Source organism: Sphingomonas rhamnosi (assembly GCF_036663615.1).
Taxonomy (GTDB): Bacteria; Pseudomonadota; Alphaproteobacteria; order Sphingomonadales; family Sphingomonadaceae; genus Sphingomonas.
The window spans coordinates 116,138-141,586 of sequence record NZ_JAXOJJ010000005.1 but is presented as its reverse complement, the minus strand read 5'-3'; the positions used below and the strand labels follow the sequence as shown (position 1 = coordinate 141,586).

At 67.9% G+C, this 25,449-nt stretch carries 24 protein-coding genes, 1 tRNA gene and 1 riboswitch; of the genes, 17 read left to right on the top strand and 8 right to left on the bottom strand.

What is annotated here, in order from left to right:
- The first annotated feature begins 10 nt into the window (after window positions 1-10).
- Window positions 11-1,285, top strand: a complete 1,275-nt coding sequence (locus U1701_RS12220; protein ID WP_332782841.1) for a glycosyltransferase family 4 protein — start codon at window positions 11-13, stop codon at window positions 1,283-1,285.
- Here the strand turns inward: U1701_RS12220 and U1701_RS12215 are convergent.
- The 3 genes from U1701_RS12215 to U1701_RS12205 are packed head-to-tail and all read right to left on the bottom strand — an operon-like array spanning window position 1,201 to window position 3,082.
- Window positions 1,201-2,121: a glycosyltransferase family protein gene (locus U1701_RS12215; protein ID WP_332782840.1), complete on the bottom strand. Its 921-nt coding sequence runs from the start codon at window positions 2,119-2,121 to the stop codon at window positions 1,201-1,203. The two genes, U1701_RS12220 and U1701_RS12215, sit on opposite strands and share 85 nt — an antisense overlap.
- The gene (locus U1701_RS12210; RefSeq protein ID WP_332782839.1) at window positions 2,121-2,411 is read right to left on the bottom strand and encodes a DUF2218 domain-containing protein; all 291 of its coding nucleotides are present in this window, start codon (window positions 2,409-2,411) and stop codon (window positions 2,121-2,123) included. The genes U1701_RS12215 and U1701_RS12210 overlap by 1 nt, the downstream gene beginning before the upstream one ends.
- Window positions 2,408-3,082, bottom strand: coding sequence for a PadR family transcriptional regulator (locus U1701_RS12205; RefSeq protein WP_443026046.1), 675 nt, complete (start codon window positions 3,080-3,082; stop codon window positions 2,408-2,410). Before U1701_RS12205 ends, U1701_RS12210 begins: the two co-directional genes overlap by 4 nt.
- 161 nt (window positions 3,083-3,243) lie before the next feature.
- Between U1701_RS12205 and U1701_RS12200 the strand changes: the two genes are divergently transcribed.
- The 5 genes from U1701_RS12200 (at window position 3,244) to U1701_RS12180 (ending at window position 7,000) form a co-directional block, all read left to right on the top strand.
- Window positions 3,244-4,545 (top strand): replication-associated recombination protein A, encoded by a 1,302-nt coding sequence (locus U1701_RS12200; RefSeq protein ID WP_332782838.1) that lies wholly within the window; start codon window positions 3,244-3,246, stop codon window positions 4,543-4,545.
- Between the two features lie 254 nt (window positions 4,546-4,799).
- Entirely contained in the window at window positions 4,800-5,687 is an 888-nt protein-coding gene (locus U1701_RS12195; RefSeq protein ID WP_332782837.1) for a sensor histidine kinase, read from the top strand.
- 16 nt (window positions 5,688-5,703) lie between these two features.
- Window positions 5,704-6,045: an MmcQ/YjbR family DNA-binding protein gene (locus U1701_RS12190; RefSeq protein WP_332782836.1), complete on the top strand. Its 342-nt coding sequence runs from the start codon at window positions 5,704-5,706 to the stop codon at window positions 6,043-6,045.
- Window positions 6,029-6,934, top strand: a complete 906-nt coding sequence (locus tag U1701_RS12185; protein ID WP_332782835.1) for a hypothetical protein — start codon at window positions 6,029-6,031, stop codon at window positions 6,932-6,934. The genes U1701_RS12190 and U1701_RS12185 overlap by 17 nt, the downstream gene beginning before the upstream one ends.
- Window positions 6,925-7,000: transfer RNA gene (locus U1701_RS12180), tRNA-Thr, on the top strand. Before U1701_RS12185 ends, U1701_RS12180 begins: the two co-directional genes overlap by 10 nt.
- 46 nt (window positions 7,001-7,046) lie before the next feature.
- Here U1701_RS12180 and U1701_RS12175 read toward each other — a convergent pair.
- Window positions 7,047-7,844 (bottom strand): class I SAM-dependent methyltransferase, encoded by a 798-nt coding sequence (locus tag U1701_RS12175; protein ID WP_332782834.1) that lies wholly within the window; start codon window positions 7,842-7,844, stop codon window positions 7,047-7,049.
- A 128-nt stretch (window positions 7,845-7,972) separates the two neighbouring features.
- A complete protein-coding gene (locus U1701_RS12170) occupies window positions 7,973-9,568 on the bottom strand; it encodes an alkaline phosphatase D family protein (protein WP_332782833.1) in 1,596 nt (531 codons plus the stop codon).
- A gap of 406 nt (window positions 9,569-9,974) precedes the next feature.
- Here U1701_RS12170 and U1701_RS12165 point away from each other — a divergent pair, with 406 nt between their 5' ends.
- Genes U1701_RS12165 through U1701_RS12155 form a run of 3 tightly spaced genes read left to right on the top strand, consistent with a single transcriptional unit; the run spans window position 9,975 to window position 14,482 of the window.
- Window positions 9,975-12,821, top strand: coding sequence for a TonB-dependent receptor (locus U1701_RS12165; protein WP_332782832.1), 2,847 nt, complete (start codon window positions 9,975-9,977; stop codon window positions 12,819-12,821).
- Window positions 12,821-13,864, top strand: a complete 1,044-nt coding sequence (locus tag U1701_RS12160) for a phytase (RefSeq protein WP_332782831.1) — start codon at window positions 12,821-12,823, stop codon at window positions 13,862-13,864. The genes U1701_RS12165 and U1701_RS12160 overlap by 1 nt, the downstream gene beginning before the upstream one ends.
- A gap of 30 nt (window positions 13,865-13,894) precedes the next feature.
- Window positions 13,895-14,482, top strand: coding sequence for a DUF1993 domain-containing protein (locus U1701_RS12155; RefSeq protein WP_332782830.1), 588 nt, complete (start codon window positions 13,895-13,897; stop codon window positions 14,480-14,482).
- A 47-nt stretch (window positions 14,483-14,529) separates the two neighbouring features.
- Here the strand turns inward: U1701_RS12155 and rsgA are convergent, their stop codons facing one another.
- Complete coding sequence (gene rsgA / locus U1701_RS12150; protein WP_332782829.1) at window positions 14,530-15,564, bottom strand: ribosome small subunit-dependent GTPase A; 1,035 nt, start codon at window positions 15,562-15,564, stop codon at window positions 14,530-14,532.
- Between the two features lie 290 nt (window positions 15,565-15,854).
- A complete protein-coding gene (locus U1701_RS12145; protein WP_332782828.1) occupies window positions 15,855-16,265 on the bottom strand; it encodes a phasin family protein in 411 nt (136 codons plus the stop codon).
- Window positions 16,266-16,461: 196 nt separating this feature from the next.
- Between U1701_RS12145 and U1701_RS12140 the strand changes: the two genes are divergently transcribed.
- The 3 genes from U1701_RS12140 (at window position 16,462) to cobO (ending at window position 20,354) form a co-directional block, all read left to right on the top strand.
- Complete coding sequence (locus tag U1701_RS12140) at window positions 16,462-17,262, top strand: IclR family transcriptional regulator (protein ID WP_332782827.1); 801 nt, start codon at window positions 16,462-16,464, stop codon at window positions 17,260-17,262.
- A 118-nt stretch (window positions 17,263-17,380) separates the two neighbouring features.
- Window positions 17,381-17,604: riboswitch (cobalamin riboswitch) on the top strand.
- Between the two features lie 185 nt (window positions 17,605-17,789).
- A complete protein-coding gene (locus U1701_RS12135; protein ID WP_332782826.1) occupies window positions 17,790-19,730 on the top strand; it encodes a TonB-dependent receptor plug domain-containing protein in 1,941 nt (646 codons plus the stop codon).
- A 15-nt stretch (window positions 19,731-19,745) separates the two neighbouring features.
- The gene (gene cobO / locus U1701_RS12130; protein ID WP_332782825.1) at window positions 19,746-20,354 is read left to right on the top strand and encodes a cob(I)yrinic acid a,c-diamide adenosyltransferase; all 609 of its coding nucleotides are present in this window, start codon (window positions 19,746-19,748) and stop codon (window positions 20,352-20,354) included.
- A 1-nt stretch (window position 20,355) separates the two neighbouring features.
- Here cobO and U1701_RS12125 read toward each other — a convergent pair whose 3' ends face one another.
- The gene (locus U1701_RS12125) at window positions 20,356-21,204 is read right to left on the bottom strand and encodes an ABC transporter substrate-binding protein (RefSeq protein ID WP_332782824.1); all 849 of its coding nucleotides are present in this window, start codon (window positions 21,202-21,204) and stop codon (window positions 20,356-20,358) included.
- A gap of 123 nt (window positions 21,205-21,327) precedes the next feature.
- Between U1701_RS12125 and U1701_RS12120 the strand changes: the two genes are divergently transcribed.
- The 5 genes from U1701_RS12120 to U1701_RS12100 all read left to right on the top strand — a co-directional run bounded on the left by U1701_RS12120 (window position 21,328) and on the right by U1701_RS12100 (window position 25,411).
- Window positions 21,328-22,299, top strand: a complete 972-nt coding sequence (locus U1701_RS12120) for a FecCD family ABC transporter permease (RefSeq protein ID WP_332783050.1) — start codon at window positions 21,328-21,330, stop codon at window positions 22,297-22,299.
- Window positions 22,293-23,075, top strand: coding sequence for an ABC transporter ATP-binding protein (locus U1701_RS12115; protein ID WP_332782823.1), 783 nt, complete (start codon window positions 22,293-22,295; stop codon window positions 23,073-23,075). The genes U1701_RS12120 and U1701_RS12115 overlap by 7 nt, the downstream gene beginning before the upstream one ends.
- Window positions 23,076-23,160: 85 nt before the next feature.
- Window positions 23,161-24,258, top strand: coding sequence for an AI-2E family transporter (locus U1701_RS12110; RefSeq protein ID WP_332782822.1), 1,098 nt, complete (start codon window positions 23,161-23,163; stop codon window positions 24,256-24,258).
- Window positions 24,255-25,082: an aldo/keto reductase gene (locus tag U1701_RS12105; protein WP_332782821.1), complete on the top strand. Its 828-nt coding sequence runs from the start codon at window positions 24,255-24,257 to the stop codon at window positions 25,080-25,082. The genes U1701_RS12110 and U1701_RS12105 overlap by 4 nt, the downstream gene beginning before the upstream one ends.
- Entirely contained in the window at window positions 25,079-25,411 is a 333-nt protein-coding gene (locus U1701_RS12100; RefSeq protein ID WP_332782820.1) for a hypothetical protein, read from the top strand. Before U1701_RS12105 ends, U1701_RS12100 begins: the two co-directional genes overlap by 4 nt.
- Window positions 25,412-25,449 lie beyond the last annotated feature (38 nt).

The window sequence follows — 25,449 nt, the reverse complement described above, 5'->3', positions numbered from 1 at the left end:
CTCAAATGACATGAAAAACCAAGCTATTGATGTAGATCATCGCGAATCCGGACCGCCGCTGACGATCGGTTTGCTCACCTGGGCCTACCCGCCCGAGAAAAGCGGCCTGTCGCGCGCGGCGCGCGAGATCGCGCAGGCGCTGGCGCAGGCGGGACACGACGTGCGCGTGTTCACGATGGACCGGCGGGACCGGACAAACGACGGCGCGGTCGAGGTGATCGGCTGCGGCGTGGGCGAGCACTCGGGTCCCGCACGACTGCGCAAGCTGGCCGGGATCGGCCACGCCGTCGGCCCGCTCGCGTTCCTCCGCGCGGTGCGCGCCGAGCATGCGCGGCGGCCATTCGATGTGATCGAGGCGACCAACTGGTACGCGCCCGGGCTCGCGATCGCGCTGCTCGGCCCCGCCCCGCTCGTCACGCGCAACTCGACCCCGGCGGCGACCTCGGCCGCGACCGTCACGTCACTGCGCGACCGGCTCGACCGCGGCGTGGCCATCCTGCTCGAACGTTGGTCGGCGCGCGCCGGGATGCTGATCTCGAACACCGCGCTGCATGCCGAGAAGATCGCCGCGCTGTACCGCGTGCCGCGCGAAGGGCCGCGCCATGCGGTGATCGGCCTCAGCCTGCCCCCGGAGATTACCGCGCGAGGACAGGCGGCGACCTATCCCACCGGTACCCCGGTCGAGCTGCTGTTCGTCGGACGCGACGAGCATCGCAAGGGCTTCGACGCGCTGCTGGGCGCGCTGGCGATCCTGGCTGAAGACGCCGAGGCGGGCACGCTCGATCCCTTCCGCCTGACGATCATTGGGGTCACGGACGACGCGGTCGCGCATCTGCCGCCCGCAGCCCGCGTGCTTGCGCGCTGCTATCACCGCGTCGACGAGCCGCGACTCCACGACCTGCTCGCCGCCACGCACCTCGTCGTCGCGCCATCGCGCTACGAGAGTTTCGGGATCGTCTATCAGGAGGCAATGATGTTCGGGCGGCCGATCGTCGCCTGTGCCGAGGACCCGAGCGCGCGGCTGTTCGTCGGCGGTAGCGGCGCGGGGTTGCTGGCGGCGACGTGCAGCGGGCCCGATCTGGCCGAGCCGTTGCGCCGGCTGATCCAGGATCCGGCCGCGCGCGCCGCGCTGGCCGCGACCAGCCGCGCCGCATCGGGGCAGTTCACGCGCGAGACGCTCGCGACGCAGACCGTGGCCGCCTATCGCACCGCGATCGGATCGAAGGGTTCGAGCAGCCGCGTCTCGTCCTCGGGGCGCCCCGCTCCGGCCGACATGCCCTCGTAGATCCGCGTCCGCGCGCGGACCCGCTCGCCGTCGAGCCGGTGGAGGATCGTGCCGGCCAGCGCGAGCGAGCTTTGGGGGAAAGGAACGACCGGGCGTTCGTGCACGCGGCCCTCGAACCGGATATCGCCGCGCGTCAGCCGGTACTGGATGTCAGGATAGAGCGCCGACTGCGCACCATCGACGATGTTCCGCCGCGGCAGGCCGAGCGCGCGCAGTCCGTCGCGATCGGCCCCCTCCACCAGCCACCCGAGTGCCGCGAGCAACGCCGCATCGGGTCGTTCGTCGGCGTCGAGCTGCAGCACCCAGCGCGTTCCCGCCAGATCCTGCAGCCGGTTGCGCTGCGCCGCGAAATCGCCCTCGAGCGGATGCGCATGGCCCGACACCCACGGCACCCGCGCGACGATCGGCGCGAGGTCGTCGGGCGTGCCATCGATCAGGATCGTGATCCGCGCGAACGGGCCGCGGAGCGTGGTGGCGAGATCGACGACGTCGTCGACATCCGCCGGCCGCGCCATCACCGCGAGGCCGACATCATGCGGAACGCTGGCGGCAAGCGCCGTCGTCGCCACCGCAGGCCGCCCGTCGGGGACGAGCCCCGGCGACACGGCATGGCCAAAGCGCCACGCCGCGTTGCGGAGCCCGGCGCCGTCGAGCCGCCACCCCTCGGGCGGATCGCCCGCGAGGTCGACAGTGCCCGATGCGAGCCGGGTCCTCACCTCGCCTGCCACCCCAAAAAGGTCCGAAAAGTCCCGCACGATCAGCCGGCAATGGCTGCATTCGGGCCAGGCGCGGTCGAGCCAGTCGGCGTTGCCGCAGATCGGGCAGCGAGGGTGCATCAGGCTTCGGTCCAGTCGAACGTCAACGGCGCCTCACGGAAGGCGAAGCGGTCGAGATGGCTCGACACCACGTCGCGCATCCGCGCCACGTCGCCGTCCTCGGGCACGGTCAGCGCGACGTCGAGCGTCTCGCCGTGCGCGCGCAGGTCGAGGACGGCGCCGCCCGGGAAGGCGATGCGGCCTTCCTCGGGGGTGAAGTTGACCTCCATCTTGTGGCTCCAATGCTTGGCGAGCTGCTGGAGGTATTTGCTGGCCGACTGCGTCGGCACGTGCGCGACCGAGACGCTCATTTCAGGCGCTCGATCTTCTGCGCGACCTCGTCGATCAATGCCGTGACCTGATGCAGCGTCTCTTCGCTGACGTCGCCGCGCGCCATGCGATGCTGCAGCACATGACGCAGATTCCCCACCGCGCGGCGGATCGACGCGCTGTCGGTGCGCTCGGACTCGGCATTGAGCGCCGCAAGCCGTGCGAACAGCGCCTCGACGGTCTCCTGCTGCTCGGCGAGCATGGCCTGCCCCTCATCGGTCGCCGCGAAACGCTTCTTGGCGCCTTCGGACTGTTGCTCGGCAATCAGGTTCATCTCGTCGAGCAGGGTCAGCGTGGGATAGACGACGCCCGGGCTCGGCGCATAGGCGCCGCCGGTCATCGCCTCGATCTCGCGGATCAGGTCATAGCCGTGGCGCGGGGTGTCGGCGATCAGCTTCAGCAACACGAGCTTCAGCTCGCCGCCGTCGAACATCCGTCGGCTGCGACCGCCGCCGCCGCCAAAACCCCCGCCGCCAAAGCCGCCACCGAAACCGCGGCCGAAACCGGCGCCGAAATCGCCGCCGAAACCGCGACCGTGCTCGTGCCGGCCGCCATGGCGTTCGCCGCCGCGGATTTCCCAGCTCATCGAAAACGGGCCGCGCTCGAAATGGCCGCCCCGGGGGCCGCATCCGCGGGTGTGTTTGTCAAACATGTGCAGTCCTTTTGTGTATCACGATATCCTGAAGATATATCTTAAAGCGTTCGAGTCAAGATGCAGTGAAGATATATCTCAGCCGTGTCTGGCGCCCGTGGCTGAGGCCTCGCGACGGTGGGCCCCCTCCCCGTTCCGGCGAGAATGCGTATATCCCGCTCATGGTCGACACACTTTTTGACAAGAACGCGCCGCGCCCGCTGGCGGAAGTCTTGCGTCCGCAACATTTGTCCGAGGTGATCGGCCAGGAGCAGCTTCTCGGCCCGAACGCGCCGTTGCGTCGCATGATCGACGGGAAGCGGATGGCGTCTTTCCTGCTCTGGGGTCCACCAGGCGTCGGCAAGACGACGATCGCCCGGTTGATGGCGGACGAGGTCGGATTCAATTTCATCCAGCTTTCGGCGGTGTCGACCGGTATCGCCGACCTGCGCAAGGCGATCGCGACGGCCAGCGCGCTGAGGGGATCCGGCGGACCGCCGACCGTCGCGTTCATCGACGAGCTGCACCGGTTTTCCAGGCCGGTGCAGGACGCGCTGCTGCCCGCGGTCGAAGACGGCACCATCGTCCTGATCGGCGCGACGACGGAAAACCCCAGCTTCAGCGTCGTTTCCGCGCTGTTGTCACGGGTCAAGGTCTACACCTTGAGCCGCCTGTCGCCCGCGGATCTGATGAAGGTGATCGCCCGCGCCGAGACCTATGCGTCGCGGCCGCTACCCTTGACGCCGGATGCGCGCGAGGCCCTGGTCGCGATGGCGGACGGCGATGCACGCTATCTTCTGGGGATGTGCGAAGAGATCCTCTCGCATGAGCAGGATGTCGAAATCGACCGGACCGCGCTTGCGGCGCTGATCCAGCGTCGCGCGCCGCTGTACGACAAGGGCCAGGAAGAACATTTCAACCTGCTCAGCTGCTTTCACAAAAGCTTGCGCGGCAGCGATGTCGACGCCGCGATGTATTGGGCCGCCAGGATGCTGGCCGGCGGGGAAGACCCCGCGGTGATCTTCCGCCGTCTGGCCTGCGCGGCGTCCGAGGACGTGGGGATGGCCGATCCCAACGCCATGGTCCAGGTCGTCACCGCATGGCAGGCGTTCGAACGGGTCGGCCTTCCCGAAGGGCGCTTGTTCCTTGCGCAGGCGATCAGCTACGTCGCCACCGCACCCAAATCGAACGCGTCCCATGTCGCGTTCGATCGCGCCACCGCGCTGGCGCGGAAGACGGGTTCGCTTCCCCCTCCCAAGCACATCCTGAACGCGCCCACGGCGTTGATGAAGGATCTGGGCTACCATGCGGGCTATCAATACGACCATGATCAGCCCGACGCCTTTTCAGGCCAGGAATTCTATCCCGACGAGATCGCGCAAACCCATCCCGATCCCTTGTATGTCCCCAATGAGAGGGGCTTTGAACGCGACATCAAGAAGCGACTGAAGTTCTGGGCGGCGCGCCGGTCTTCCGAACGCTAGGTCGGCAAATATTCGCAGCCGAGCGGAGGGGTTCGGTGGCCGACGCCGGACCGCCGGGCGGTCAAACGTTGTAAATTCGAACTTATGCGGTAACTCTGGCGCGAAGTTCGGGGTCGGCCGTGAAGGCCAGAAGGGTTTGCATGTCGGGTCAGGGGCCTGCGTCACAAGTTTGGCAGCCGGAACATCTTCGCCTCGCCGTCGAGGCAGCCTGTGTCGCTCTGTGGTCGTGGAACGTCGAGACCAACCATTTCACGATGGACGAACAGGCATTCGACCTATGGGGCCTGCCGTGGGCGGCTGCGGTGGGGTTCGAACAATTGTCCGCGCATATCCACCCGGCCGACCGCGACCGGGTCCGCGCCGCGTTCGAGGCGACGCGATCCGTCAAGGGATCGTTCGAAATCGATTTCCGGATCATGGTCAGCGACGTCGTCCGGTGGGTTTCGGCGCGGGGGCAAGGCGCGGACTCGGGCATTCGCGACGACACCATGTTCGGTGTCTTCCTGGACGTCACCGGGCGAAAGCAGGCCGAGGAAGGCAATGAGCTGATGGCCGGCGAGATGAGCCACCGGGTCAAGAACCTGCTGTCGCTGGCACTCGGTCTGACGAATATGACCTACCGCTCCGCCGCGACCACGCGCGAGATGCTGGATGGCATCACTGGCCGGCTTACTGCGTTGGGGCGGGCGCATGACCTGGTCAGGCCTTTGCCCGGCACCCAGGGGCGGTCGGTGCTGCTGGGCGACCTGTTTTCCATCCTCTTGTCCCCCTATGACGATCAGGACGCGTTCTCGGGGCGGATCCGGGTCGCGGTGGCGCGAATGGGCGTCGGGGAAGAGGCCGCGACGACGCTCGCGATGGTGATCCACGAAATGGCGACCAATTCGGTCAAGCACGGCGCACTGTCGTGCAAGGAAGGCGTGCTCAACGTCACGACCGAGGTGGACGACACCTGCGTGGTCCTGACCTGGGCGGAGACCGGCGGTCCGGCGATAGAGGCGGCGCCGGCATTGACGGGTTTCGGCAGCAGGATGGTCGAACGCAGCGTGACGCAGCGCCTGGCCGGTGCGTTGCACTATGACTGGCAGTCGACGGGTCTCGTCGCGACGCTGACGATGCGGAAGGACCGCCTCGCGCTTTGACCGCCGGAGCACGCCTGTGAACGACTGGGATTCGGTCGCCGCCTTTGCCCTGTCGCTGCCGGACACCGAGGCGTCGACTTCGTATGGCCAGCCGGCGATCAAGGTCCGCGGCAAGATGTTCGTCAGCGCGGGGCACGAGGATGGCAGCTTTCACGTCCGCAGCCCGCACGCGGAAAAGGCGGTGCTGATCGAGACCGATCCTGCGACCTTCTGGCAGACGCCGCATTATGCGAGCTGGCCGGGGCTGCTGGTGCGCTACGGCAGTTCGGATCCACACCGCGTGCGGGTCGTGATCGCGCGCGCCTGGTGGGATCAGGCCCCCGCGACTCTCCGCAAAGGCTATGGCGATCGCCCCTGACCGGTTTACCCGCTTCGCCGCGATCGACTGGTCGGGTGCCAAGGGCGCGTCGCACAAGGGGATCGCGCTGGCGGTCTGCGCCACCGGCGACGCGGCGCCCCGACTGATCGCGCCGCCGGGCCGCGCCTGGTCGCGCACCGGCATCCACGACTGGCTGGTCGATCAGGCCGACGACGCCCTGCTCGTCGGGCTCGACCTCTCGGCGGGGTTCCCCTTCCTCGATGCGGGTGCGTATTTTCCGGGGTGGGCGAACAGCCCGGCGGACGCGCGTGGGTTGTGGGCCCTGGTCGATACGCTCGCCGCGGACGATGCGGATTTCGCCGCCGACGGCGTCCTCGCCGATCCGGATATCCGCCGGCATTTCCGCCAGCAGCGCGATTGCGGCGATCTGTTCCCGGGCGGCGCGGGTCGGATGCGCGTGTGCGAACACGGCCAGCGCGCGATGGGGCTGTCGCCCACCAGCGGCTTCAATCTGGTCGGCGCCGCGCAGGTCGGGAAGGCGAGCCTGACGGGCATGCGCGTGCTGCACCGGCTCGGCGGCCGGATCCCGATATGGCCGTTCGACCCCGTCCCCGGCGCCGGCGCCGTGATCGTCGAGATCTATACCACCATCGCCGCGCGCGCAGGCGGGCTCCGCGCCGGCCTCAGCAAGATGCGCGACCCCGCCGCGCTCGATTCGGCGCTGGTCACGCTCGGCGCGCAGCCGCACGTCGCCCTCGCGCGCTACGACGACCACGCCACCGACGCGATCCTGACCGCCGCCTGGCTCCGCGCCAACGCTTTACACCCGAATTTATGGCAACCCCCCGGCCTAACCCCCCCCATCGCACGCACCGAGGGCTGGACATTCGGCGTGCCATCGGTCACCAACCGCCCCGCGCCGGCTTAGCTCAGTTGGTAGAGCACCTGATTTGTAATCAGGGGGTCACGGGTTCGACTCCTGTAGCCGGCACCATTCATGGATGTCGAAGGACGACCAGCGTGGGGGTCGCAATCCCCCCTCACCGCACCCTGACGAACTTGAGCGTCAGGCGATCGCTCTCGCCGATCCGTGCATATTGCGCGCGGTCAACATCCTTCAACTGGTAGGTCGGCGGCAGCGTCCAAACGCCCTCCGGATGATCGTGCGTGTCCTTGGGGTTCGCGTTGATCTGCGATTCGCCGACGAGCCGGAAGCCGGCAGCCTGCGCCAGCCGGACGATCGTCGACCGCTTAATATAACCGCTCGATTTTTCGCGCGCGCTGTCCATATTCTCGGGCAGTCTGTGATCGACCACGCCGAGCACGCCACCCGGCTTCAGCATATCATGAAACGCCTTGAACACGCGGCCGGCCACGGCCGGATCGTCCTGCATCAACAGGTTATGGACGTTGCGGAACGTCAGTACCACGTCGGCGCTCGCCGCGGGCATCGTCGACGCGCCCGTGTTGAAATCGATGGTCTGGACCTGCGTGGCGCCATATTGCGCGGCCTTGCCCGCCAAGCTGGTTCGAACGCGATCGGCCTGCGCGGTCGGCACGGCGGCGACGTAGTGACCGTTCGCCTTCATCATCGGTGCCAGAATCTCGGTGTACCACCCGCCGCCGGGAATGAACTCGACCACGGTCTGGGTCGGCTTCACGCCGAAGAAGGCCAACGTCTCCGCCGGATGCCGATAGACGTCGCGCGCGCGATTGGCGGGGGTCCGAGCGGTGGACGCCACCGCGGCGACGATGTCCTTCGATGGGCGCACGGACTGGGCGGCGCCCGCACTCCCCACAACCGCGATACAGGCCAACGCGATGATCGGTCGAAGCATGATCGAAACTCCTTCTGGGCGACGGTGGCGACCATGCCCGGCAGATCGGGCGCCGACAACGCCTATACCGCAGACGTGCCGAACGGCGCTCGCGCCGCGCGGCCGCCGCCTGCCCGATCACGGCGCGTTCAGGAGGGGTGTAGCCCGGGCTTGCCGCGCTCGGACGTGAAGCTGGCGTGGGTCGACAAGACGCCGCCGCGGGTCGCGACGGTGTCGAGGATCTTGAGATCGCCACGCCACAGATCGCGACCGACGTCGCACAACACGTAGCCGCGTCGATCGACCAGCGCCTTGAGATGGGGATTTTCCGCACGCGACGACCGCGTGTAATCGTCGTCCTCGCCGACCCCGTCCGCGCCCGAGCTGATCGAGGTCGCGAGATATTCGCTCGACACGATCTTGCCGGTGCCGTGATCCTGGATCAGGTCGCCTGCATAATGACGGTGCGCGTCGCCGCTGACCGTCATTACGTTGCCGGGGCAGCGCGCGTCGATATGGCTGAGCAGGCGACGGCGGCTGTTCATATAGCCCGACCATTGGTCCATCGAGAACAGCTGATCGGGCTGACCCGCCTTGTGATAGCCCAGGTTCATCAGGCAAACCTGCTGCGCGATGAGGTTCCAGCGTGCCCTGGACCGGTCGAGGCCCTTGAACAGCCACGCCTCCTGCGCCGCGCCGGTGATCGTGCGGTTCTGGGCAAAGGCGTCGGGGCCCTGCGCGCTGTCGCGGTCGCCATAGACCTGATCGGACCGGTACTGGCGGGTATCGAGGAAGAACGCGTCCATCAGGTCGCCGAAGCGCGCGCCGCGGTACATCTGCATGTGCGATCCGTCGGGCATCGACGAGCGGCGCAGCGGCATATGTTCGTAATAGGCCTGCATCGCCATCGCGCGCCTGGTGCGGAACACGGCGGGCGCGGTATCGTCCTGATCGGTGTCGCCCGCCCAGTTGTTGTCGACCTCGTGGTCGTCGAAGCTGACGAACCACGGTGCGGCGGCGTGCGCGGCCTGCAGGTCGGGGTCGGTCTTGTACTGGGCGTAGCGCTTGCGGTAATCGCCGATCGAATAGATCTCATGACCGAGATGACGGCGGATCAGCGGCTTGGTCTTGGCGTCGCGCGGCGGCTCGCCACGGTCGCCGCCCTCGTAGATGTAATCGCCGTAGTGGAACACGAAGTCGATCGGCTCGGCGGCGATGTGGCGCCACGCGGTGTAATAACCCTGTTCGTATTGCTGGCAGCCGGCGACGGCGAAGCGGACACGGTCGAGCGGCGCGCCCGCCGGCGGAAGGGTGGCGCCGCGCCCGGTGGCGCTGCGCTCCCCGCCGCACGAGAATCGGTACCAATAGGGTCGCGCGGGCGCGAGACCCGCCAGTTCGACATGGACCGAATGCGCCAGTTCAGGATGCGCGATCGCCTCGCCGCGCTGAAGCACCTGGCGGAAATCGGGATCGCCCGCGACTTCCCACCCCACCAGAACCGGCGCCATCATCATGCCGCCATCGGGTTCGAGCGGCAGCGGCGCGAGCCGCGTCCAGATCACGAAGCCTTCCGCATCCGGATCGCCCGACGCTACGCCCAGCGTGAACGGCGGGTTGGGGAAGCGCGGATCGGCGATCAGGTTGCGCGGGCGGATCTCGGCGGCGCTCGCGCGCCACGGCAACAGGCCGGCGGCGGTCAGGCTACCGAGCGCGGAGAGCAGATAGCGGCGATCGACTTCGTACATCGGTGTCACTCCGTTCAGCGCAGCATGAGGTTGTAGAACGTGCCGCGATCATAGTCGTCGATATCGCCGACATAGCGCTGTCGGTCGTCGACCAGAACATCGGGCTGGTCGTTGACCACGTCGGACGCCTGTGTCGACGACCTATGATCGATCGATGACGAGTTTATGTCAGCTTTGCTTGGCTTTCATGACGCCGTACCGTGTTACCCCGCAAAGCGCGTACCGTCCTGACCTTCGGGCGTTTTCTCGGCAAGCAACCAGCGACGCGTATGCAGTCCTGCATCCATGCGCCGAGCTTTGAGCGGGGACGTTCACCAAACTGTCTTACAAATCCAATCCTACCGTCACAAACCGCGCCTAGCGACACCTTCGGCAAGCAGGGGGCTTGCTTCGGGGAACAATCGACATGCTCATTTATTTTGGACGGCCGCGCGCCGCCGTGCGTTCGTTCAAGGTTTTGGCATCGCTGGGCGCCGCGCTCGGCGCGCTCGCGAGCAGCCAGGTCTATGCCCAATCCGCCGGACAGTCCGCCACACCGCCCGCTCCCAGTGCGGAAGCCGCTGACCAAGCGGTGGTGGATAGCGACATCGTCGTCACCGGATCGCGCCCGATCGCCGAATCCGAAGCCTCGGCGCTGGCGATCCAGCGCAAGTCGGATTCGCTGGTCAGCGTCGCCGCATCGGATTCGGTCGGCCGCTTGCCCGACCAGAACATCGCGCAGGCCGCCGGCCGCCTGCCCGGCGTCGCGGTCGAGCGCGATCAGGGACAGGCGCGTTATATCAGCCTGCGCGGCGCGCCGAAGAATTGGACGACGCTGTCGTTCGACGGCATCAACATCGTCAGCCCCGAAGGCCGCGACGCGCGCTTCGATTCGATCCCGTCGGCGATCGCGTCGCAGATCATCGTCTCCAAGGCGGTAACGCCCGAAATGCCCGGCGAAACGGTAGCGGGCAACGTCAACATCATCACGCGGTCAGCGTTCGACTATCCGGGCGCGCACTTCGCAGGCAAGGTCGGCGGCGGCCTGGCCGAACTGGGCAACCGCACGCAGGTCGAGGCGTCGGCGGTCGCATCTGATCGGTTCAACGTCGGCGGCGGCGAACTCGGCGTGCTCGTCGCGGGCAGCTACTATCAGCGCGACATGATCACCGACAATTTCGAGAATGATTACGAGCGCGTCGCGCAGGACACGCGCCCCGGCAGCGGATCGCGCTTCTGGGTCGCCGAGACCGAGAACAAGCTGTACCGCCTGACCCGCAAGAACTGGTCGGTCTCGGGCCGGCTCGACTACAAGCCCGATGCGGACAACACGATCTCGCTGCGGTCGATTTACACGATCTTCACCGACGACGAGGCGCGCGACAACTATCGTTTCGACCTCGACGACCGCCAGTCCGACCTCGTCGCCGGGACGGCGGCGTGCGCGACCACGGTCAACACTGCGCCGACCACCACCGGCTACGCCGACGTCTGCACTGGCAACACCCCGCAAAAGGGCACCATCTACGGCGTCGACATCCGCCAGCGTTCGACGCTGCGCGCGTTCCGCCAGTCGATCTTCACCAACACGCTGGCCGGCGACCATAAGCTCTCCGACGGCTGGGCCCTGAACTGGGCGGCGAACTATACGGAATCGAAGGATGACCGCTCGGTCACCGGCGAAGTCGCGTGGGACAGCCCGAGCACGCGCACGCTGCGCCCGACAGTCAGCTACGACTTCACCGACCCCAATCGCTCGAGCCTTGCGCTGTTCACGACCACGCAGTTGGCGAGCCCCACGCGCTATACCGCGGGCACCGCGGTCACCGCGATCGACACCTTCACCAAGCCGGCGTCGTCGTTCACCGTGCTCGACGCGGTCGACACCACCAAGGCCTATACCGGCAAGATCGTGCTGGCGCGCGAGACCGGCTTCGCGGGCGGCGACGCGGTGTTCAAGGTCGGCGGACAGTTCGACCAGCGCACCAAGACCGCGGACGAGCAGCAGATCCTGCTCACCACCGCCGCGCAGTTCGCGACCATCGGTCTGCCGACGAACTTCAACCAGTTCACCGGCAGCGAGGCGTTCCAGGGCGCACTGCCGATGGGGTACACGTTCCAGTATTTCGATACCGACAAGATGGCGGCGGTGTCGAAGGCCGCGCGCGCGAACTTCGCGTTCACGCCCAACACCGCCAACAATTACGAAGTGCGCGAACAGGTCTTTGCGGGCTTTGCGATGGGCACGGTGCGCTATGACTGGGGCTCGATCCTGGGCGGCGTGCGCGTCGAGCATATCAAGAACACCGGCAAGGCGATCGCCACCGTCGGCACCACCACCGGTCCGGTGCAGGCCGGCTCATCGCAGACGATGGTCTTCCCCAGCCTGCACCTCAATTTCGACGTCGACGACAGCAAGAAGCTGCGGCTGTCGTTCAACTCGGGCGCGGCGCGCGCCGATTACGATCAGCTCCGTCCCAACGTGGTCATCAACGACAGTGCGCAGGCGATTTCCGGCGGCAACCCCGCGGTCAAGCCCGAGCGCGCGTACGGCGTCGATGCCTATTTCGAATGGTATGTCCGTCCACAGGGGTATCTGATGGCCGGGTTGTTCTACAAAAAGATCACGGACGTGCTGTACACGCAGACCCGGACCTTCAACTCGACCGCGCTCGACACCAGCGGTGTCGACCGTTCGGGCTATACGTTCACCGGCATTACCAACGGTGGTGAAGGCCGCCTGTTCGGTGCCGAAGTTGCCGCGCAGTTGCAGCTCGACCCGTGGACGGCCAATCTGGGGCTGCCCGACTGGATGGGCGGGCTCGGACTCTCGTCGAACCTCACGCTGAACGACAGCGAGATCACCAAGCCCGCGATCAACGCGATCCCCGCGCGCAAGATGCGGCTGCCGGGAACGTCGGACGTGGTCTATAATATCGGCGGCTATTACGAGAAATACGGCGTGTCGTTGCGCGTCCAGTATCAGCGCCGCAGCGCCTGGCTCGACAGCGTCGCCGACGACCTGACCGACGCCGGCGACACCTATTGGGCGGCCGACGACGAGATGGACATCTCGGGACGCTATGCGATCACCAAGAATTTCGAGGTCTATTTCGACGTGCAGAACGTGCTCAACCAGCCCGGTCGCCGCTATGCCGATCCGGCCAACCTGCTGACCGCAACGGGCACGCCGACCGAGTCGATCGATACGCAGACGATCGAGTGGGAGCGGTTCGGCCGCCGCTACTCGGGCGGCATCCGGGTGAACTTCTGATGCGTAGGGCTTGCACCACCTTGCTCGCGACGGGCCTGCTCGCGGGCTGCGCGGCCCTCGATCCGGCGTCGGTCGGCACTGCACCGATCGTCACGGGCAGCGTCGTGGCGCGCGGCGAGACGGCCGCGGTCGGGACGCTGAACGCCGACGCTGCGGACGACCCCGCGATCTGGCGCAACCCGCGCGACCCGGCCGCCAGCCTGATCGTGGCGACCGACAAGCGCGCCGGGCTCCACGTCTACGGACTCGACGGCACCGACCGCTCGTTCGTCGCCGAAGGCCGCCTCAACAACGTCGACCTGAAGGACATGGGGGGCGCCGGGATCATCGTCGCCGCGAGCGATCGTGCCGACAAGACCGCGGCGATGCTGGCGCTTTATCGCCTCGACCCCAAGACCGCGCGGCTAACCCCGCTGGGCAAGCTGCCGGTCGGGGTGGGTGAAGCCTATGGCGCGTGCCTCTACCGCGAGGCGGGCAGGCTCTATGCGTTCAATGTCCTCAAGGACGGTACCGTCGTGCAACTCGCAATTCAGCTGACGGGCGCTGCGCCAACGGGTACGGTGGTGCGCACGCTGAAGCTCGCGACCCAGTCCGAGGGCTGCGTCGCCGACGAGCGGACGCACCGCGTGTACATCGCGGAGGAAGACGTCGGCGTCTGGCGGTTTGACTCGCGCGCCGCGGGACCCACCGACGGCCACAAGATGGCCGACGCCGACGGCAAGGCGATCGTCGCCGACACCGAGGGGCTGACGCTGGCCGCCGAGGGACGCGACGGCGGTTATCTGATCGTGTCGAGCCAGGGCGACAACGCGTACGCGGTCTACAGCCTGCGCGACGAACGCTTCGCCGGCCGCTTCCGCATCGCGGCGGGCGCGTTCGGATCGACCGAGGAAACCGACGGGGTGGACATCGCGATCGGCGCGTTCGGGCCGAACTATCCCGGTGGCCTGTTCGTCGCGCAGGACGGCCAGAACGCGCCGCATGGCCAGAACTTCAAGCTCGTCGCGTGGCGCGACATCAAACGCGCGCTGGGACTGCGGTAACGGATCCCGCTTCGCTCGCAACGGCGAAGCGTGGCGGAAAACGCTATCGGGGCGCGTCGTAAGCCGGCATACCGCATCGGCAAACGGAGCATCGACATGTCCATTTCCCTCTACGACGCCGTGGTCCCCTCCAATCTCCAGATCCTCGGCGCGCTGGACCGGATCATGGAAAAGGCCGAAGCGTTCTGCGAGGCGCGCGCCATGGCGCAGGAGGCGCTGATCGACGCGCGCCTCGCGCCGGACATGCAGCCGCTCGGCTACCAGGTGAAGTCCTGTACGGTGCACTCGATCGGCGCGATCAAGAGCGTGCCAACCGGGCGCTTTTCACCGGATTCGAGCGCCTGGCCGACCGATTTCGCGGGGCTTCGGGGGATGCTGCAACACGCGGCCGCCGAACTCTCGGCGCTCGATCGGAACGCGGTCGAAGAGCTCGCCGATGCCGATACGTGCTTCGTGCTCGGAGAGCGGACGCTGCCGTTCACGGGCGCGAACTTCCTGCTCTCGTTCTCGCAGCCCAATTTCTACTTCCATGCGACGACCGCGTACGCGATCCTCCGTGCGCAGGGCGTGGAGCTCGGCAAGCGCGACTTCATAGGGACCCCGCGTATCAAGCGGTAGCTGAGCCCGAATTAGCGCGTTTCATCCACCGCCGAGGACAGCGGTCGTCATCTCCGGCTTCCGGCCTTTCCGGGGCGCGAGCGGCGGACCGCCGCCGTGCGGCTGTTCGCCGAATCCTCCTCGACCAGCTTGCGCCAGCGCTGGAGGCGCGCGGGATCGAGGTCGCCGCGCGCCAGGGCGGCCTGGATGGCGCATCCGGGTTCGTCGGTATGCGTGCAATTCGCGAACCGGCAGTCGCGTGCCACATCGGTGACGTCGTCGAATATCTCGGTCACGCCGGACGCCACTTCAGACATCTGGAGCTCGCGTATCCCGGGCGTGTCGACGAGCCAGCCGCCCCTGCCCGCCCCGATCGCGAGGCGATGCATTTCGCGGACGGTGGTCGTGTGACGGCCCTTGCCGTCATCGGCACGGACCGCCTGGGTAGCGATGCTGTCCGATCCGGTCAGCGTGTTGACCAAAGTGGACTTGCCGACGCCGGACGATCCGACCAGCGCGACGGTCTCCCCGACGCCGCAATAGCCGGCAAGCCGGGCGGCGAGCGTCGGATCGCGACCGTCGACGAGTTCGACGCGCAACCCGGACTGCAGCGCGCGCGCCGCGTCGACGAAGCGTTCGGGCGTGGGCGTCAGGTCGGCCTTCGTCAGGACGAGCACCGGACGAACGCCGACCTCGCGCGCGAGCACCAGATAGCGTTCGATGCGCGCTACGTTGAAATCCTGATCGCAGGACGTGACGACGAACAGCGTGTCGACGTTCGCGGCGAGAAGCTGGGTCCGGCGATCATCGCCGGGCGCAGGCCTTTTGAACAGGCTGCTGCGATCGAGAATGCGCACGAGGCTTCGGCTGTCGCGGTCGATCAGCAGCCAGTCGCCGACGGTGGGGCGATCCTCCGCGCCGCCCGGCACCGGGAGGCTCGACGCGATCGAGTCCGTGAAGCCGTCGCCCGAGACGGTCACCCGTCCGCGATGGACCGACATCACGCGGACGGGCAGGCAGTCATGGTCCTGCTCGGCCGAAACCTGCTCGCTGAACCAGGGTCTCCACCCGAGCTGGGCCAGATCGGGACTGAACGGTTCCATCACAGCATCAGCCGACCTCGGGCTCGCCCGACGGGTCCGCATCGGGCGAGCCATGCTCCGCCGCGCGCTTGTCGGCCTTGGCGAGCGCCTTCTTTGCGGACTCGGCCGCCTTGGTCTTTTCGCGCTCGCGGCGCTCGAAATCATAATTGGGTTTGCGGGGAATGACGGTCGCTCCTGCGCTAGGGGTTTCGGGTCGAGATCGCGCGCGACCTCGACCCGGTTGGCCCCGGCTACACCGATCCGTCGCCCGCGACTAGGCTAGCGCGAACGGTGCGCCGGACGCACGCGCGTCAGGGCCGATCGCGCGTCAGCGGCGCGACTGCGTCCTTGCCGAACTGCATGATCAGTTCGCTGATCTGACGCGCCTGCGCCATGCTGCGCTCGCCCTGCTGACGCAGATAGTCGCCCTGGATCTTGAGGACGTCGGACAGGTCTTTCGCTTCCGCCGCGGCGCGCATCGCCGCGAACGCCTCGCGCGCATTCTTTTCCGCCTGTTCGATCATCGTGATGCCGATCGCCGAACCACCCTTTGCGACCTGTTCGCCGGACGCCTTCATCGCCTCGGCCGCACGCGCGGCGGGGTCGGCGATGCGTTCGGAAAAGGCTTCGCGCGCCTTCGCTGCGCCGTTGCGGATCGCGTCGCCGACCTCCTCGGCCGCGGCGGTGCCGTCATCGATCGCGCTCTTCATACCGTCTGCCATGCTTCAGCTCCTCTCTGCCCCGGCCTTTCGCCGGCGGTAACAGGCGTCATACACCCGGCGGCCGCGATTGCGTATCCGGCTTTCAACCACATCGGTTTCGTCGATTGGCAAACAGCCCTTTTGCGGTCGGGCAAAGCGCGATACGCGCCAAGCCGAACGACCGCGCATCACCGTGCGGCATGATGAGGATAGCAGCATGACCGGTGACAGCATCAAGCAGGTTTCGGACACCGACGAGACCGGCGGGACGAAGGCGGTGCTGGGCGCGCAGACTCTGGAACGCGGGCTCGACCTGCTCGAACGCGTCACGCATGATCCGATGCCGATCCTGGAGCTGATCCGCCAGTCGGGGATGAACCGCGGCGTGGTCTATCGGCTGGTGGCGGCGCTGACCGCGCGCAATTACCTGACTTTGGCCAGCGACGGGCGTTTGCGCGGGGGCAGCAAGCTGCTGCAGCTGGGGCATTCGACGGCGGCCTATACCGACATCGTGACCATCGCCAAACCGCACCTCGATGCGCTTGCGATACAGACCGGGCTCAGCGCGTTCCTGGCGCGCCGCGAGGGCAATTACTCGGTCCATCTGCTGCGCGCGGCAGGCACCGAGCGGCTCGCGGTGACGACCCAGCCGGGGACGCGTCGGCTGCTGCCCGAAACCGGGCTGGGCAAGACGCTGATGTCCGACGACGCGCCGGCCGCCGCGGCGAAGATCGTCAAGCTGGTAGACCCGCGCTACCGCCAGGCGGGGTTGGAGGACCAGCTGGCGCGGGTGCGCGAGGCCGGCGTGCTGCTCCAGATCGGGTCGGCGCCCGACCACATCAACTCGGTCTGCGCGCCGGTGCGCAACGCGACCGGGCAGATCATCGGCGCGATCAACGTCGCCGCCGCCGCGCAATATCTCGACGACGCGACGATGCTGCAGATCCAGCCGCACGTCGCCGAGGCGGCGCGCGCGATCAGCAGCGAACTGGGCGCGTACCCGGCCTCACCGCAATAAGGGAACGCTCCGGCGGAAGGCCAAGGTCCAGCGCATCCTCCAAGCGTCGGCGCGAAACGGGATTGGCCACGCAGCATCTTTGCCGTACTGCGGGCGCTCGGATCGTGGCCCAGGCCGCGGTCCGAATGATTGCGCCGGTGCCCCGCAAGGGGCTTAATTGCGGAATGCGGTGCGGACGGGGTTCCCGTCCAAAGCCGCGGCTGTCCCTGCAACTGTAAGCGGATAGCGAGACGGGCACGTCCGGTGATCACACCGGACAGCCACTGGGTCCACCGACCTGGGAAGGCGCCTGTCGAGCATCGACCCGTGAGCCAGGAGACCTGCCGGCGCTGTCGCTCATGCTGTGGTCCAGGGGATGGCCAGGGCACGGATAGTTTTCCGTTCGAGCGACGAGCAGTGCGGCCGGGGCCGCAGGCGGGAGGCGGTGCAGCCGGACGTTCGCGTCCGTTCGGCTGGGTCGATCCCGGTGTTCGCGCTTGCGAGAATGGCCCCAGTCGCATCGTCCGGACGACGCGGGGGGACTATTCATGAAGACCGTTTTCATTTCGCTGCTGGCACCGATGGTGTTCGGCGCCGCCGCCACGCCTGCGCTCGCGCAGAGCGATCCGACGCTTCCGACCCGCGACGCGGAGGGCAATGTGATCGTCGTCACCGCCTCGCGATCGGGCGACGGCACGCAGATCCGCGACCTGCCCGCGTCGATCACGGTGATCGACGACGAAACGCTGCAACTGCGCCAGACGCGGATCCTGTCGGACGTGCTGCGCAACGTGCCCGGTGTCGCGGTCAACCGCGTCGGCGGGGTCGGCGGGCTGACCCAGGTCCGGATCCGCGGCAGCGAGAGCAACCATGTGCTCGTGCTGATCGACGGCATCGAGGCGTCCGACCCCTATCAGGGCGAATTCGATTTCGGCACGCTGATCGCCGACCAGGCCGCCAAGGTCGAGGTGCTGCGCGGACAGCAGTCCGCATTGTACGGCTCCGACGCGATCGGCGGCGTGATCCAGTACATCACGCTGACCGGTCGCGAGGCGCCGGGCAGCAGCGTGCGCGCCGAGGGCGGATCGTTCGGCACCGCATCGGGCAGCGCGCGCGTGGCGGGCGCCAGCGACACGATCGACTACGCGCTGTCGAGTTCGCTGTACCGCGCCGACGGGACGCCGACCGCGCGCGGCGGCACGCGCGATGTCGGGTCGACCAGCATCGGCGCCAGCGCCAAGGCGAGCTGGACGCCGTCCGCCATGTTCAAGCTGACCGGCGTCGGCCGCTACAGCTATACCGACGCGCTGAGCAACAATACCGCGCTCGACGGTCCGCTGTTCGGCTACACCGTCGACAGCCCGGGGGTGCATTACCGCAACGACGCATTCTACGGTTTGGTGCGCGCGGACCTGACGCTGGCCGACGGCCACTGGACCAACGCGCTGACCGGGCAGTTCGCGGACACGACGCGCAAGAGCTACACCGATGCCGGGCTCGACTTCGGCGACACGGGGCAGCGCTACAAGGGGTCGTTCGAGAGCAGCTATCGGCTCGACACCGGTCGCCTCGTCAGCCGGATCACCGGCGCGGTCGATTTCGAACGCGAGCAGTTCCGCAACACCACGCCGTCCGATTTCGCGTTCCAAGGTCGCCGCTCGACCGAGAATTGGGGGTTCGTCGGGCAATATGAAGGCACGATCGACGCGCTGACCGTCGGCGCCTCCGTGCGGCGCGACGAGAACAACCGGTTCGACGACACCACCACCTATCGGCTGCAGGCCGGATACCGCCTGCCGTTCGGCCTGCGCGCGCGCGGCGCGTACGGTACCGGCGTCAAGAACCCGGGCTATTTCGAGCTCTACGGCTATTCCGACGGCCGCTATATCGGCAACCCGAACCTGAAGCCCGAAAAGTCCAAGGGGTGGGAAGCCGGGCTCGATCAGGAGATTGCGGGCGGCCGTGCGACGATCGGCGCGACCTATTTCGACAGCAAGCTCGAGAACGAAGTCTATACCGACTATCCCGCGCCCGACTATGTCGCGACGCCCGCCAACCGCGACACGCTGTCGCGCCAGCACGGCGTCGAGGTGTTCGCCTCGGCGCGGCCGATCGACCAGCTGCGCTTCGATCTCGCCTATACCTATCTGCACGCGCGCGAGGACGGCACGGTCGAGGTGCGGCGGCCGAAGCATATCGCCAGCGTCAACACGACGGTGTTCAGCGCGGACAAGCGGTTCTCGGGCACGCTGACGGTGCGGTACAACGGGCGCCAGGACGACGTCGCCTATACCGATCCCAGCTATTTGCCGGTACGCGTGTCGCTGCAGGAATATGTGCTGGTCAACCTCAACGCCGACTATCGGCTGAGCGACCGCCTGTCGGTGTTCGGGCGGATCGAGAACCTCGCCAACGAGCAGTATGAGGAGGTGTTCAGCTTCGCGACGCCGGGCCGGGCTGCCTATGGCGGCATCCGGGCGAACTTCTGAAACGGGAGCAGAGTGATGGCGATACGGACCGACGAAGAACACAACGCGAAGATGGCGAAGATGAAGGTCGCGCACGACCGCATCGTCGCAGGCAAGACGCAGGAAAAGGGCCTGCTGATCGTCCATACCGGCACTGGCAAGGGCAAGACCTCGGCGGCGCTCGGCATGGTGGTCCGCGCGATCGGCCACGGCATGCGCGTCGGGGTGGTCCAGTTCGTCAAGGGCGCGTGGGCTACGGGGGAGAAGCCGGTGTTCGACCGCTTCCCCGATCTGGTCGAGTTCAAGCCGATGGGCGAAGGCTTCACCTGGGACACGCAGGACCGCGCGCGCGATATCGCGGTGGCGGGCGAAGGCTGGGACGAGGTCAAGCGGATGATCGCCGATCCCGCCTACAAGATGGTGGTGGCGGACGAGCTCAACATCGTGCTGCGCTACGACTATCTGCCGCTCGACGAGGTGCTGGCGGTGCTCGCCGCCAAGCCGGCCGACAAGCATGTCATCGTCACCGGCCGCAATGCGCCGCAAGCGCTGATCGACATCGCGGATCTGGTCACCGAGATGACGCTGGTGAAGCACCCGTTCCGCGAACAGGGCGTCAAGGCGCAGGCGGGGATCGAATATTGACCTACCGCGCCCGGTCCGCCGCGCGCACCTGCGCCGCCAGCATCGCCACCGCGCGTGGGAAGTCGGGCGTGCCGCAGACCGTCAGCGCCTGCGGGATATAGAGGTGGCGGGATGCGGGCACCGCGGCATCGAGCACCGGATGGTGCAGCGCCGCGGTCCCGCGATCCGACCCGGTCTGCACGCCCGTATCCATCACCAGAAAGGCGGGACGCGCCAATGCCATTTCCTCCAACGATAGCGTCGACAGCGCCGGCCGGCCGAGCTTCGCCGCCAGGTTCACTAGTCCCACGCGGCGCAACATGTCGTCGGTTAGCGTGCCCGATCCCGTCAGATAGCCGCTGCGCTGGTAATAGGCGGCGACCCGCCGGCGCCCCGGCAGCGGGCCGACCGCGGCCAGATCGCGGCGCATTTTCGCGATCAGCCGGCGCCCGCGATCGGGATGGCCGACCGCATCGGCGACCGTCGTGATCGCCTGCTCGATCCCCGGTACGCCGTCGCCCCACGGCAGCGCGACCATCCTGACACCGCGCGCCTTCAGCGGCGCGAGCACCGCGCTGGTCCGGAACGGCGCGCCGATGACGAGATCGGGGCGCAGCGCCATGACCTCCTCCGCGCTGCGGTGCGTGAACGGGAAGGCGCGGGCACGGACCGCGACCGACGACAGCTCCGGATCGCGCGCCCATTCGGTCAGCGCGGCGATCTGGCCGGGGTCGGCGAGCGCGACCAGCAATTGGTCGGCGCACATGTTGAGCGACACCACGCGCTTGGGCATCACGGGCGGACGCGGGGGGGGCGGCGCCGCCCCGAGCAGCGCGAGCGCCGCCACGCCGATCAGACACCTGCCCCGCACTATGTTTCCTCCGTCAACGCCGCTATCGATCCGCACTGCGCCCGGGACATGCCCGTGACGGGCCCGACAGATCCGGACGCCCTAGCCGTGCCGAAATCCGCCCCCGCGCGCAATGCTGCCTGGATGTTTCCGCTGCTGGTGACGGTGTTGCTACTCTCCGGGTTCGCCTCACTGCTGCTCGGTCCCGCCAAATTGTCGCCGACCGCGTTGTGGCAGGCGGTGACCGGTCAGGGTGACCCGATCGTGCGCGCGATCCTGTGGCAATTGCGGTTGCCGCGCGCGGTGCTGGGGTTGCTGATCGGCGCGATGCTGGGTCTGAGCGGGGCGTCGATGCAGGGCTATCTGCGCAACCCCCTCGCCGATCCCGGCGTGCTGGGGGTGTCCGCCGCGGGGGCGCTGGGCGCGGTCGTCGCGATCTACTGGCAGCTGGCGGTGGTTCATCCGGTCGTGCTGCCGCTGCTGGCAATCGTCAGCGCGCTGCTGTCGCTTCTGCCTCTCGCCTGGCTGTCGCGCCGCGGCGAGAGCACGCTGAGCCTGATCCTCGCGGGGATCGCGATCGCGACACTGGCGGGCGCCGGGATCAGCCTTGCGCTGAACCTTGCCCCCAACCCGTTCGCGGCGATGGAAATCACCATCTGGTTGCTCGGCAGCCTTGAGGATCGGTCGTTCGGCGACGTCTGGATCGCGTTGCCTTGCGTCGTGATCGGCGCCGCGCTGCTGCTGTGGGACGCGCGCGCGCTTGACGCGCTGTCGCTCGGCGAGGATGCCGCGCGGACGCTCGGCGTCGATCTGGCGCGCGTCCGGCTGCGACTGATGCTGGGGATCGCGATCGGGGTCGGCGGCGCGGTCGCGGTGGCGGGCAGCATCGGTTTCATCGGGCTGATCGTGCCGCATCTGGTCCGCCCGCTGACCGATCGCAGCCCGTCGGCGGTGCTGATCCCGTCGGCGCTCGCCGGGGCCGCGCTGCTGACCTGCGCCGATCTGGGTACGCGGCTGATCCCGACTGCGACTCCGCTCAAGCTCGGCGTGCTGACCGCATTCCTCGGCGTGCCGGTGTTCATCCATTACCTGCTCAAGGAACGCCGCCTGTGGTGACGCTCGCCGCAGACGGCCTGTCGGTCAGCCTGGGCGGCACACGCGTGCTTGACGACGTGACCGTCTCGCTCGGCGCCGGTGCGTTGATCGGAATCGTCGGCCCCAATGGCGCGGGCAAGTCGACGTTCGCGCGCGCGCTGCTGGGGCTGGTCGGGGTCGATGCAGGTCGGGTCACCGTCGACGGCGCGGATATCGCCGCCCTGCCCCGTGCCGAGCTTGCCCGGCACATCGCCTATCTGCCGCAGACCTATGCGTTGCACTGGTCGTTGTCGGTCGAACGGCTGGTCGGGCTCGGGCGCCTGCCGCATCTAGGCCCGTTCTCGCGGATCGCTGCCGCCGATCAAACCGCGATCGACGCCGCGATGGACGAGACCGGCACCACACATCTTGCCGGCCGCACCGCAACCGACCTGTCGGGTGGCGAGCGGGCGCGCGTGATGCTGGCGCGGGCGCTGGCGACGGGCGCTTCGGCGCTGGTCGCCGACGAACCGCTGACCTCGCTCGATCCCGGCCACCAGCTCGAGGTGATGGCGCTGCTGCAGGCCCGCGCGCGGGCCGGCGCGCTGGTCGTCGTGGTGCTGCACGACCTGGGCATGGCGGCGCGGTTCTGCGATCGGCTGCTGCTGCTGGACCGCGGGCGGTTGCGCGCGGACGGGTCGCCCGGGGACGTACTGACCGATCGGGCCCTCGCCGAGACCTATGCGATCACGGCCTGGCGCGGCGAGATGGCCGGCGAGCCACTCCTCGTGCCGTTCGGGCGCGTGCGGCCAGGGTAGGCCGGCGCAGGACCCAACTTACGCGCTGGGAGTTGGGTCGCTACACCGGATATCCTTCCGACCCTTCCTACCGGAAAGACATCTCATGGCGATCGCGCGACCCCGCGTCGAAAACGGCGGGCTCATCCTGTTCCTTGCGCTCATCACGATCGGGCTCGCGCTGGTCGTGTCGAGCTTCGTCAGTGCCTTGTTATGGGCGGCGCTCGCCGCGTTGCTGTTCCAGCCGCTGTTCCAGCGCCTGCTGACGCGCTGGCCCGACCGCCGCAGCACCGCCGCCGCAGTCACGCTGCTGATCATCACCGTCGCGGTCGTGATCCCGGCGATCATCGTGACCAGCCTGGTCGTCGATCAGGCGGCGGGGGTCTATACCCAGATCCGATCGGGGCAGATCAACTTCGCATCCTATTTCGAACAGGTCCACGACGCGCTGCCGCAGCGGCTGCAGCGCATGCTGGATGGCGCCGGCTTCGGCAGTTTCGAACGGGCGCAGTCGCAGATCTCGCAGACCGTCAGCAATAGCGCGAGCCTGCTCACGCAGCGGGCGCTGTCGATCGGTGCGAACGCGGCGTCGTTCGTGCTTGTGTTCGGCGTCGGGCTCTACGTCACCTATTTCCTGCTGCGCGACGGTGAGCATATCGGCACCGCGGTCGTCCGCGCGCTGCCGCTCGAGCGCAACGTCGCCGAACGCCTTGCCGACAAGTTCGTGATGGTGGTGCGCGCGACGATCAAGGGATCCGGCGTGGTCGCGCTGGTCCAGGGCGCTCTGGGCGCGGTGACGTTCTGGATCGTCGGGCTGCCCGCGGCCTTGCTGTGGGGGATGATCATGGCGATCGCCGCGCTGCTGCCGGCGATCGGGCCGACGATCATCTGGGCGCCGGTGGCGATCTATCTGCTCGCCACCGGCGCGATCTGGCAGGCGGTGGTCGTGATCCTGTCGGGCGTGCTGGTGATCGGCCTTGCGGACAATATCCTGCGGCCGATTCTGGTCGGGCGCGACACCGGGATCCCCGACTGGCTGGTGCTGGTGACGACTCTGGGAGGGATCAACCTTGTCGGGCTTAGCGGCATCGTCGTCGGCCCGCTGGCGGGCGCCTTGTTCATCACCGGCTGGCAGATCCTGACCGAACAGCGCGAAGCCCGCGCCGACGAAGCCCTTCCCCCCATCCGAAGCGACGACCGATGAAGACCGTCACCTTCCCCGGCGGCGAGACCGTCCCCGCACTCGGCCAGGGCAGCTGGATGATGGGCGAACAGCCGGCGCGCCGTCAGGCCGAGATCGCTGCGCTGCGCGCCGGGGTCGAGGCGGGGATGACGCTGATCGATACCGCCGAGATGTACGGCGACGGCGCGTCCGAAACGCTGATCGGCGAAGCGCTCGGTGCGGTACGCGACGATATATTCCTGGTCAGCAAGGCCTATCCGCAAAACGCGTCGCGCGCGCGCCTGGCCGCGGCGTGCGAGGCGAGCCTGAAGCGGCTCGGAACCGACCGGCTCGACCTCTATTTGCTGCACTGGCGTGGATCGGTGCCGCTGGCCGAGACGGTCGAGGCAATGGAAGCCCTCAAGCGCGCGGGCAAGATTCGCCATTGGGGGGTCAGCAACCTCGATACCGACGACATGACCGAGCTGGTCGCCGCGGGCGGAGGGGGCTGTGCGACCGATCAGATCCTCTACAATCTCTCGCGTCGCGGGCCCGAACATGATCTGCTCCCGTGGCTCGCGGTGCGGCAATTGCCGGTGATGGCGTACAGTCCGGTCGAACAGGGGCGGCTGGTAAGCCACCCTGCGCTCGCCCGCGTCGCGAAGGCGATCGGCGCAACTCCGGCGCAGGTGGCGCTCGCCTGGGTGATGCAGCGCGACGACGTCATCGCGATCCCGAAAGCCGGCACCGTCGAGCACGTCCACGAGAACCGGGCCGCCGCCGATCTCGTCCTGTCCGAAAGCGATCTCGCCGCGCTCGACGCCGCGTTCCCGCGCCCGCGCCGCGGGCCGCTGGAGATGCTGTGACGCCGGCCTATCCGACTACGCCGGACGGCCGCTATTTCGTCGTGCGCGGGCGGCTCTGGCGCTGTGCCGACCCGGCGCTGGGCGAGGATCGCCGGGCCGAACTCGTCGCCGCATTGATGCAGGCGCGCCGCGCCGTCGGCGTCGCGCTGCGCGCGGACGATCAATCGGCGTTCAAGATCGCGCGGGCCGACGTCAATCGTGCGAAGATCGCGCTCGGCGAACGCGGTCCGGTGTGGTGGAATGACGGCGCGCCCGACGTCAATCGACACATGGTCGCGAACACGCCCTATGCGGGGTGGTTCGACGCGCTCGGGGGCATCGATCGATGAACATGCTATCCGCACGTGCGGCTTGCCCTTAGACGCGA

What these genes read in the sequence shown, in the direction of transcription:
- U1701_RS12220 (WP_332782841.1), top strand. Translation starts at nt 11, where the DNA reads ATGAAAAACCAAGCTATTGATGTAGATCATCGCGAATCCGGACCGCCG.
- U1701_RS12215 (WP_332782840.1), bottom strand. Translation starts at nt 2,121, where the DNA reads ATGCACCCTCGCTGCCCGATCTGCGGCAACGCCGACTGGCTCGACCGC.
- U1701_RS12210 (WP_332782839.1), bottom strand. Translation starts at nt 2,411, where the DNA reads ATGAGCGTCTCGGTCGCGCACGTGCCGACGCAGTCGGCCAGCAAATAC.
- U1701_RS12205 (WP_443026046.1), bottom strand. Translation starts at nt 3,082, where the DNA reads ATGTTTGACAAACACACCCGCGGATGCGGCCCCCGGGGCGGCCATTTC.
- U1701_RS12200 (WP_332782838.1), top strand. Translation starts at nt 3,244, where the DNA reads ATGGTCGACACACTTTTTGACAAGAACGCGCCGCGCCCGCTGGCGGAA.
- U1701_RS12195 (WP_332782837.1), top strand. Translation starts at nt 4,800, where the DNA reads ATGGACGAACAGGCATTCGACCTATGGGGCCTGCCGTGGGCGGCTGCG.
- U1701_RS12185 (WP_332782835.1), top strand. Translation starts at nt 6,029, where the DNA reads ATGGCGATCGCCCCTGACCGGTTTACCCGCTTCGCCGCGATCGACTGG.
- U1701_RS12175 (WP_332782834.1), bottom strand. Translation starts at nt 7,844, where the DNA reads ATGCTTCGACCGATCATCGCGTTGGCCTGTATCGCGGTTGTGGGGAGT.
- U1701_RS12170 (WP_332782833.1), bottom strand. Translation starts at nt 9,568, where the DNA reads ATGTACGAAGTCGATCGCCGCTATCTGCTCTCCGCGCTCGGTAGCCTG.
- U1701_RS12165 (WP_332782832.1), top strand. Translation starts at nt 9,975, where the DNA reads ATGCTCATTTATTTTGGACGGCCGCGCGCCGCCGTGCGTTCGTTCAAG.
- U1701_RS12160 (WP_332782831.1), top strand. Translation starts at nt 12,821, where the DNA reads ATGCGTAGGGCTTGCACCACCTTGCTCGCGACGGGCCTGCTCGCGGGC.
- rsgA (WP_332782829.1), bottom strand. Translation starts at nt 15,564, where the DNA reads ATGGAACCGTTCAGTCCCGATCTGGCCCAGCTCGGGTGGAGACCCTGG.
- U1701_RS12145 (WP_332782828.1), bottom strand. Translation starts at nt 16,265, where the DNA reads ATGGCAGACGGTATGAAGAGCGCGATCGATGACGGCACCGCCGCGGCC.
- U1701_RS12140 (WP_332782827.1), top strand. Translation starts at nt 16,462, where the DNA reads ATGACCGGTGACAGCATCAAGCAGGTTTCGGACACCGACGAGACCGGC.
- U1701_RS12135 (WP_332782826.1), top strand. Translation starts at nt 17,790, where the DNA reads ATGAAGACCGTTTTCATTTCGCTGCTGGCACCGATGGTGTTCGGCGCC.
- cobO (WP_332782825.1), top strand. Translation starts at nt 19,746, where the DNA reads ATGGCGATACGGACCGACGAAGAACACAACGCGAAGATGGCGAAGATG.
- U1701_RS12120 (WP_332783050.1), top strand. Translation starts at nt 21,328, where the DNA reads ATGTTTCCGCTGCTGGTGACGGTGTTGCTACTCTCCGGGTTCGCCTCA.
- U1701_RS12110 (WP_332782822.1), top strand. Translation starts at nt 23,161, where the DNA reads ATGGCGATCGCGCGACCCCGCGTCGAAAACGGCGGGCTCATCCTGTTC.
- U1701_RS12105 (WP_332782821.1), top strand. Translation starts at nt 24,255, where the DNA reads ATGAAGACCGTCACCTTCCCCGGCGGCGAGACCGTCCCCGCACTCGGC.